Here is a 7,180-nt window from a genome sequence, read left to right as displayed (position 1 = left end):
GTGCTGGCGGGTGACTGAGCGGTCGTTCAATCCAAGTGCTGCGAACGACTGGTCTGAGCCCAGAGCGGAAGCAATTTCGTAGACCGAGCTAGATAGCCTTTGAAAAGCGCAAGAAATTGACCACCTATGTGAAAACCGTATTGTCGAATATGGGACACAACTAAGTTCCCGCAGAGTGCGCTTCGGCGCTTCTATGGATCAACACGGAACAGGGTGTATTATGAAAAATTATCTTTTGGCATTGCCAGCGGTCGCACTTCTCGCCGCCTGTGATGAAGGTAGTACAACCAGCGCTACGTCGGCGACACCAACCGCGGCTGAGCAAGCTTGCTTGCGTGATGTCACCGCAACTACCAACAATCCGGATGTGGCACTGTTCGGTTCGGAGTTCTCTGAAGCCGGGACGTTCGTGCGCGTTGGTGTAGGACCTGACCGCGCCCCATGGCAGTGCATCGCTTACAGTGACGGTACAACGGATGGCATCATGTCGTTGACTGATGAAGGCACTCTCTAGTCTCACTTGGAAAGCCTAGTGTTGCTAAACAGATCGAGTTTTGACCACCCCGCGAGCGGTCGCTATGTCCGCTCGCACCCTCAAACCATACATCTAACAAATTCTGTCGGATGACCGAGCCGAGCCCTATGCGGAAGTTACCCGCCCAGTAAGCCACCAGGTCTTAACCTCGCCCATACCCTTCACTTCAATGGTTCCGCGTTCTTCGAAAGTATATTCGGTCTTTAGTTCTTCATAGGCCGGACCAGTTAACTGAATGCGGCCCGGTTCGCCGTGGCTCTCCATTCGGCTTGCAATGTTCACAGTTTCGCCCCAGACATCATAAAAAAGTTTTTTGGTGCCGATTACCCCCGCAATGGCGGGACCGGCATGCAAGCCAATACGTAGCTGCAACCCGTCGGTAAACTCGGGCGACATGTCTTGCACGGCGGCCTGCATGTCGAGCGCCATCTCGGCGATGCACTGAACCGGGTCGCCCACGGGAGAAGGCGTCCCCGCGGCAACCATGTAGGCGTCGCCAATGGTCTTGATCTTTTCCAGCTTATGTTTTGCCGCAAGGTGGTCGAAAGTGGAAAAGATACGGTTGAGGAAGCTTACAAGATCGGTCGGTGCCATCCGGGCTGAGCACTGGGTGAAACCGACGATGTCGGCATATAAGATCGCAATGTGATCGAGGCTGTCAGCGATGATCTGATCCGGTGCGTCTTTGAGGCGTGCCGCGATTTCAGTCGGAAGCAAGTTGTAGAGAAGGTCTTCGGAACGGGCATGTTCGGCCTCCAGCGCATCGTCCGACTTGCGCATCTCTGTAACAAAGAAAGCGGTAGTCGCCGCTAGGATCAACAGCAATAAAGCTGCATTCAATATTGCCATACCCGTTTCGCTTCCGACGATAATCGTTCCGGGAAGCTGATCTCGCAAAGCTGTGCAAGCCAGATATGCCAAGCCGGAAAGGGCCGCAAAGCTATTCGCCGCGTGTCGGGCCGACCTAGGAAAGACAAGGTAGGGGATGACTGTCCCAAGCAAGAAGAACTGATGCGCACCCGAGGCATATCCAAAGGTCAATGCAACAAATAACATGTGCAATAGAAAGACTGTCGAAATCAAAAGTGCAGCGGCACCGTGCCTGTTGCGACGAAGCAGGAGCAGAGCAAGCAAAAACAAGACACTGACGATAGCGTTTTCGACAGTAACAAACCTCTCTCCCACGAAGACATTAGCTACAGTCCATATGGCGTTTGCCATAAAGCCTAGAAGCGCCACAATATACGCGGCTTGCGTGTGCTTGGCATCTCGAATTTCACTCAGAAGTACCCGCATGATTTCCGCCTCTCAGGCATTTTGTGGCTTGGCTGAATGATCCGACACAAATGTTCAGTTACACAAGACCAATAGATTCGCATTGTCCCGCAACTCGACCATTCAGCCAACCGTTACCCAACGCCCACTTCTGAAAAAAGAAAACAAAGTGAGCGTCCCCCGGCAACCCGATTAGGGCCGCCGAGGGTTAGGCGTCAGGGTGGTCCGCGGTTGACGACGTAGTCAGCCAACCACTGCCAGTAGGCGTCCGCATCCCGGAATCCCTGAGCCCGAGCAGCCAGATCTTCCGCCGCTTTACGGGTGCAGCCACCATCGTATTCAGCGATAGCGGCCCGTTCCTCGAACGCATCAATGTCAGGGAACGTCATACCGGAAGCCGTATCTGGTCAACGATCGACCGACGCTGCTCATCACTGATTCCAGCCGAGTAAATCCCGTAGGTGATCCCGTTCTCTGACCGCGCCGATTGGTGACCGACCAGAGATGCCGTGAAGTGCTCAGGGACACCTGTTCGCTCGCACTGGGTCACAAACCACTTGCGGGTCGAGTGGAACACCAGTCCCGGTCGCTCCAGACCCAGCCGACGTCTCAGTCTCGCGAACCCCTTGGTGACGTGCGCCACGGTCAGGTCAGGGAACAGAGGACCATGGCTAGGCAATTGCCGGAAGGTCTCATCCAGCACCGGGTGAACCGGGACCAGTCGTTCCGCCGCGTCGGTCTTCAGCAGTCTCAGTTGGTTCGGTTGAACATGAACGAAGCAACCGAGATTGCCCTTGGCCACGAGGTCTTCTCGGAGCAACCCAACCGCTTCCCCAGCGCGCATTCCCGTCAACAGGCAGGTCAGCAGCACGGAATGCAGGTCCCGGTCTTTGGCTCCCAGCAATCGCACGACTTCCTCGTCAGTCGGCACCGCATAGGGTTGAGGACGCACTTTCCGGTCGAAGAGAACAGTCCTGAACGGGTTGACCTCCAGATGCCCCTCATAGACCACCCAGTCGAGGAAGTGATTGACCTGCGACCAGATCCGCCGCTGGGTTCTGGCGGTGATGGTCACCGACCCCCGAGACGAGTAGGTAACGAGTTGGTCCAGGCTCAGCCCGCGGGTCCTCTCTGACTTACCGATCATCGGAGACAGTTGGGCTATCGCTGACAGAAACTCTCGCCCCTCCGTCCGCGTCAGACTGCAAACCGACTGGTCACCATATCGGCTCGTGAACAACCCAACAGAGTATCGGACCGATTTGAACCCGCTGGGTCGCAGTTCATCACTACGCCGGGAGAGATAGGCGCGGCTCAGGTCCCGGATCACTACCTTTACCGGTGCGGCTGGTCGGGTGAAGGCAGGACCGTCCAGAACTGTCCCGGAGCCCTCCAGAGTGGCCCGGAGACGCACGAGAGACGACTCTGGCTGGTCAAGCCAATCAGGACCGTCAGCGGTGCTTTCTGTGGCAGACAGGGCCTCCTCTGCCTGACCCCGGACTTGCTCCACCAGTGTCTCGAACCGTGCATTGACTTCAGCGGCTCGGACACGGGCGGTGTTACGATCTCCGGTCTTGAGGCTCTGCTTCAGCGCCTGAGCGCCCAGCGCGAGAGCCACGTCAACGGGATAGTTGCGTCTGAACAACCACGTATGGCCCTTCAGATAGGCATAGCGAATGTGAGCAGACATCAATCTCCTCCTTTTCTGTTTTGAATTTTGGGGATTGCCGTTAGGCGCTAGAGACAACCCGGACGATCATCTCGAGTGCCGGTTCGCCGTAGGCTCCAGCCAGAGGGCCGGTGACGGCATGGCCGGTCACGCAGTCTTCGAACACCTCTTCCACGCGGAACAGATGTTCAGGGACGTCATCGAAGGCGCGGACGACCACGACGTCACCGGGGTTCAGTTTCAGCTCAGTCATCGTCGGACCTCCACGTCCAGAGGACCGCCAGCAGAACCAGCGCCGAGACAGCGGGATGGGACCGAGACACCACCCAGAGCATCGTCGTCAGGACAGCCTTGGGCGGTGGGTGCAAAAGAAAACCCCCGACGAGAACGCCGAGGGCAGACAGGTACTTCATGGATCAAACTCCTGCAGTTGCTTCTTTATTTAGATGCAGGAGGTTGCTCGGTTTCGACGGGGGGCGGACGTTCAGGTTTATTGCGGGAATGACCAAGTTGCGGACTTTGCGGCCAAAGGCATTTCTTGCACCAAGGTGCTGTGCCTAAAAGTTAACAAATTAGACTGTTCCTCCAAGCCGATGTTTTTCTTATCGTTGGTGAGAAATTGCGTATCGGGAGGTCTTAATGAACAAGCTTATCTCAGTAGCGGGTGCGGTCTGTTTTTCTTTCACTGGAGCTTGGGCCGACGAGCATACCCCGCCCAACATTCTTGTCATCATGGCAGATGACGTGGGTTGGGCGAGCGTCGGCGTTTACCACGGAGGTGTCAAAAGCATCGAGACGCCGAACTTGGATCGCCTCTCGTCTGAGGGTGCTCGTCTCACAGATTATTATGCCGAGCCAAGTTGTACTGCCGGTCGATCAGCCTTTATGACCGGACAGTTGCCTATTCGGACTGGTATGCACACGGTAGGGCTGCCGGGGGATCCGATAGGGTTAAATCCGGATGATCCGACGCTTCCGATGTTCTTGAAAAAGTTGGGGTACACGACGGGCCAGTTCGGTAAAAACCACTTGGGCGATCTCAACGAGTTCCTACCGACTACAAAAGGTTTCGACGAGTATTGGGGTTGGCTCTATCACCTGAATGCTATGGAATATACGTCTGATCCGGATTGGCCAGACGCCCCAGAATTCAATGCGCAATTTGCGCCTCGCAACATCATTCATTCGTTCGCAACAGAGGAAGAAGACGAAACAGTCGATCCGCGATTTGGAAAAGTAGGGAAGCAGCGCATCATTGATGACGGGCCTGCACCTCCGGAGCGCCAAAAGACTTTGGATGACGAAGTGACATCTTACACGAAGGACTTCATTTCTCGTGCAGTAGAGTCGGACACTCCGTTTTTTGTCTGGATGGCTCCTGCCCGTGCACACGTCTGGACCCACCTTAGCCCCGAATACGAAGCTATGTTAGGCAATGGGCGTGGACTTCAGGATGTTGTCATGAAGGAGTTGGACAACAACGTTGGTAACGTTCTCAGCCACCTTGAGGATCTGGGAGTCGCCGATAATACCATAGTGATGTTCACCGCCGATAACGGCCCGGAAACCCTGACGTGGCCCGATGGTGGTACGACACCGTTTCATGGGGAAAAGGGTACTACCTGGGAAGGTGGCTTTAGGGTACCTGCGATTATTCGCTGGCCGGGCAAAATTCCTGAAGGACAAGTCTTGAACGGTATCTTCAGCGGTATGGATTGGATGCCAACCTTTGTCGCCGCGGCGGGAGGCCCCACAGACCTAAGAGAGAAACTCCTAGAGGGTTATGAAGGGTACAAAGTACACCTCGATGGCTACAACCAGCTATCTTACCTGACCGGTGAGGATGGAGAGAGTAGCCGCCGCGAGCTGATTTACTATCAGGGCACGGATCTCCAAGCAGTACGGTACAACGATTGGAAGGCGCATTTTGTCGTTCAAAACCACGGCTGGTCAGGTCCTAAAGAAGAATTGGTCGCCCCCTTGCTTTTCAACCTTCGCCGCGACCCGTATGAGAAAGCAGCAGAGGAAAGCGGGATGTACGTCCGCTGGATGGGTGAGAAAATGTGGGCTTTCGGCCCAGCCGCCCGACTAGTGCAGGCACATCTCGCTACTTTCGAGGAGTTCCCTCCGCGCGGTAAGCCGGTCGCCAATCAAGATCATGTTGAAGAACAGACAACAACCGAAGGCGGCATCTCTCAGTAGAAAAAGCGAGGCTTCCAATACGCCTTTCTCACCGCAGCGTGGGCATCCGTGTCGGATCATCGGGTGCCCAAAAAACCGACTAGGATTTTCGCAAAAAAGCGAAACCTCTACGGGAAGGAGTCCTCCATGAGTGCCAGATTAGTCCTTCTGCTTGCTGCCGTCGGCCTCGTGCCAATTGCGTTATCATATGGCCTGATGCCGGGCAGTTCGATCCCAGTTTTGCTGGGATTTCCGGTGGAAGGAACGAACCAAACCCACGTGTTCCGAGCGATTATGGGTCTTTATCTGGCAAACGCTTTGTTTTGGTTGGCGGCCGCTTCGAAACCAGAATTACAACGCCCCGCGCTGTGGGTTCTATTTTTGTTTATGTCGGGACTGGCCGTTGGACGCATACTAAGCATTCTTATCGATGGAGTTCCGAACGGGATACTTCTCTTTTATCTTGCAGCCGAGATAGCATTTGCGGCTCTGGCGGCAGTTTCCCTGAAAAAAGTTTGATGAAATAGGAAGTGGTAAAGTGCTGAGGTTTTTCTTCGTTCTCTCGATGGTTGCGACTTCATCTGTGTCGCCATCCGCTCTTGCACAATCGTCATCCATCCAGACTGCGGTGGATGAAAACTTCTTGGCGCTTGAGACTGTCGTTGCCGAAGCGGGAGTTACTCCAAACGCATCGATAGATCACGCGCGACTGGCCAATGCCGAAGGCGTAGAAATGCCAGCGTCTCGTGTACTCATTTTTTCTGATCCTGAGATAAACACACCAATTCTGGAAGAGACTGTGCGAGCAGGTCTGGACCTTCCTTTTCGCGTACTTTCCTTCGCTCAGGATGGTAGCCCACAGATCGCTTACACAGACTCGCAGTTTCTCAAAGTCCGGCATGGACTCACGGACGCTTCTTCGTTGCGTGCGTTTCAGAGCAAGATGCTCGAAGTTCTAAACGACTTGGATGCAACACCAGCGCCGACCAACGGGTTGTTTGCCGACTACGGGATCATCGAGCTGCGATCTCAGCTCAGCGTACCAGAGGCAGTCGAACGTCTCAGGACAGCCGTGATGGGGCAGGACGATACCGTCTGGTTTGGGGAAATCGATTTTGCGACCGAAGCTTCCCAACTGGGGGTGGCGCTGCCGGATACGGTTCTCTTGCTGTTCGGCGGACCAGCACCCGGTGGCGTGGCAATGGCGGGCTTTCCAGCAATTGGTTTGGATGCCTTTTGCCAAAAACTTCTGGTTTATGCGAATGAAGAGGGCGGCTCCGTAGTCATTTTCAATGACATCGCTGCCTTGGCGGAGTTGCACTACGGTACTTCAGCCAAACCTCATCACGGTTTGAACACACGGCTGACCGAGACATTTCGGACGGCAATTGAGTAGCCGCTGCTTAGAAAACGCAATAGAAACCCAATAGCGATTGGCCGTCTTTTCGTCGTCAGCCTTGGGCTCTCAACGGTCATCCGCAGCACTAGGCTCGGACGACCGCTCAGTCACCCGCCAGCAG

Annotated in this window: 9 protein-coding genes; 4 read left to right on the top strand and 5 right to left on the bottom strand. The window is 55.0% G+C overall.

Annotated elements, in window-relative coordinates:
* Positions 1-220 precede the first annotated feature (220 nt).
* Positions 221-514 carry a hypothetical protein gene (locus ACR0I0_RS20480; RefSeq protein WP_480492668.1) on the top strand — a complete coding sequence of 98 codons (294 nt, stop codon included), beginning with the start codon at positions 221-223 and terminating at the stop codon, positions 512-514.
* A gap of 126 nt (positions 515-640) precedes the next feature.
* Here the strand turns inward: ACR0I0_RS20480 and ACR0I0_RS20475 are convergent, their stop codons facing one another.
* The 5 genes from ACR0I0_RS20475 to ACR0I0_RS20455 all read right to left on the bottom strand — a co-directional run bounded on the left by ACR0I0_RS20475 (position 641) and on the right by ACR0I0_RS20455 (position 3,892).
* Positions 641-1,831 carry an adenylate/guanylate cyclase domain-containing protein gene (locus ACR0I0_RS20475; RefSeq protein WP_480492667.1) on the bottom strand — a complete coding sequence of 397 codons (1,191 nt, stop codon included), beginning with the start codon at positions 1,829-1,831 and terminating at the stop codon, positions 641-643.
* A gap of 194 nt (positions 1,832-2,025) precedes the next feature.
* On the bottom strand, positions 2,026-2,199 hold the full coding sequence (locus ACR0I0_RS20470) for a hypothetical protein (RefSeq protein WP_480492666.1): 174 nt from the start codon (positions 2,197-2,199) through the stop codon (positions 2,026-2,028).
* Positions 2,196-3,500, bottom strand: coding sequence for a DUF6538 domain-containing protein (locus ACR0I0_RS20465; RefSeq protein ID WP_480492664.1), 1,305 nt, complete (start codon positions 3,498-3,500; stop codon positions 2,196-2,198). The genes ACR0I0_RS20470 and ACR0I0_RS20465 overlap by 4 nt, the downstream gene beginning before the upstream one ends.
* Positions 3,501-3,540: 40 nt before the next feature.
* The gene (locus ACR0I0_RS20460; RefSeq protein ID WP_480492663.1) at positions 3,541-3,732 is read right to left on the bottom strand and encodes a hypothetical protein; all 192 of its coding nucleotides are present in this window, start codon (positions 3,730-3,732) and stop codon (positions 3,541-3,543) included.
* Complete coding sequence (locus tag ACR0I0_RS20455; protein ID WP_170484287.1) at positions 3,725-3,892, bottom strand: hypothetical protein; 168 nt, start codon at positions 3,890-3,892, stop codon at positions 3,725-3,727. Before ACR0I0_RS20455 ends, ACR0I0_RS20460 begins: the two co-directional genes overlap by 8 nt.
* A 226-nt stretch (positions 3,893-4,118) precedes the next feature.
* Between ACR0I0_RS20455 and ACR0I0_RS20450 the strand changes: the two genes are divergently transcribed.
* The 3 genes from ACR0I0_RS20450 to ACR0I0_RS20440 all read left to right on the top strand — a co-directional run bounded on the left by ACR0I0_RS20450 (position 4,119) and on the right by ACR0I0_RS20440 (position 7,056).
* Positions 4,119-5,681 (top strand): arylsulfatase, encoded by a 1,563-nt coding sequence (locus ACR0I0_RS20450; RefSeq protein WP_480492662.1) that lies wholly within the window; start codon positions 4,119-4,121, stop codon positions 5,679-5,681.
* Positions 5,682-5,807: 126 nt separating this feature from the next.
* Positions 5,808-6,179 (top strand): DUF4345 domain-containing protein, encoded by a 372-nt coding sequence (locus ACR0I0_RS20445; RefSeq protein ID WP_480492661.1) that lies wholly within the window; start codon positions 5,808-5,810, stop codon positions 6,177-6,179.
* A 19-nt stretch (positions 6,180-6,198) separates the two neighbouring features.
* Entirely contained in the window at positions 6,199-7,056 is an 858-nt protein-coding gene (locus tag ACR0I0_RS20440) for a DUF302 domain-containing protein (RefSeq protein WP_480492659.1), read from the top strand.
* The last annotated feature ends 124 nt before the right edge of the window (positions 7,057-7,180 follow it).

It is taken from the genome of Ruegeria sp. AG6 (assembly GCF_056541565.1).
The sequence above is the reverse complement of the archived record's forward strand: the minus strand, read 5'-3'. Positions and strand labels throughout refer to the sequence as shown.

Bases quoted from the DNA above. Each gene is read 5' to 3' on its own strand.
- ACR0I0_RS20480 (WP_480492668.1), top strand. From the start codon at position 221: ATGAAAAATTATCTTTTGGCATTGCCAGCGGTCGCACTTCTCGCCGCC.
- ACR0I0_RS20475 (WP_480492667.1), bottom strand. From the start codon at position 1,831: ATGCGGGTACTTCTGAGTGAAATTCGAGATGCCAAGCACACGCAAGCC.
- ACR0I0_RS20470 (WP_480492666.1), bottom strand. From the start codon at position 2,199: ATGACGTTCCCTGACATTGATGCGTTCGAGGAACGGGCCGCTATCGCT.
- ACR0I0_RS20465 (WP_480492664.1), bottom strand. From the start codon at position 3,500: ATGTCTGCTCACATTCGCTATGCCTATCTGAAGGGCCATACGTGGTTG.
- ACR0I0_RS20460 (WP_480492663.1), bottom strand. From the start codon at position 3,732: ATGACTGAGCTGAAACTGAACCCCGGTGACGTCGTGGTCGTCCGCGCC.
- ACR0I0_RS20455 (WP_170484287.1), bottom strand. From the start codon at position 3,892: ATGAAGTACCTGTCTGCCCTCGGCGTTCTCGTCGGGGGTTTTCTTTTG.
- ACR0I0_RS20450 (WP_480492662.1), top strand. From the start codon at position 4,119: ATGAACAAGCTTATCTCAGTAGCGGGTGCGGTCTGTTTTTCTTTCACT.
- ACR0I0_RS20445 (WP_480492661.1), top strand. From the start codon at position 5,808: ATGAGTGCCAGATTAGTCCTTCTGCTTGCTGCCGTCGGCCTCGTGCCA.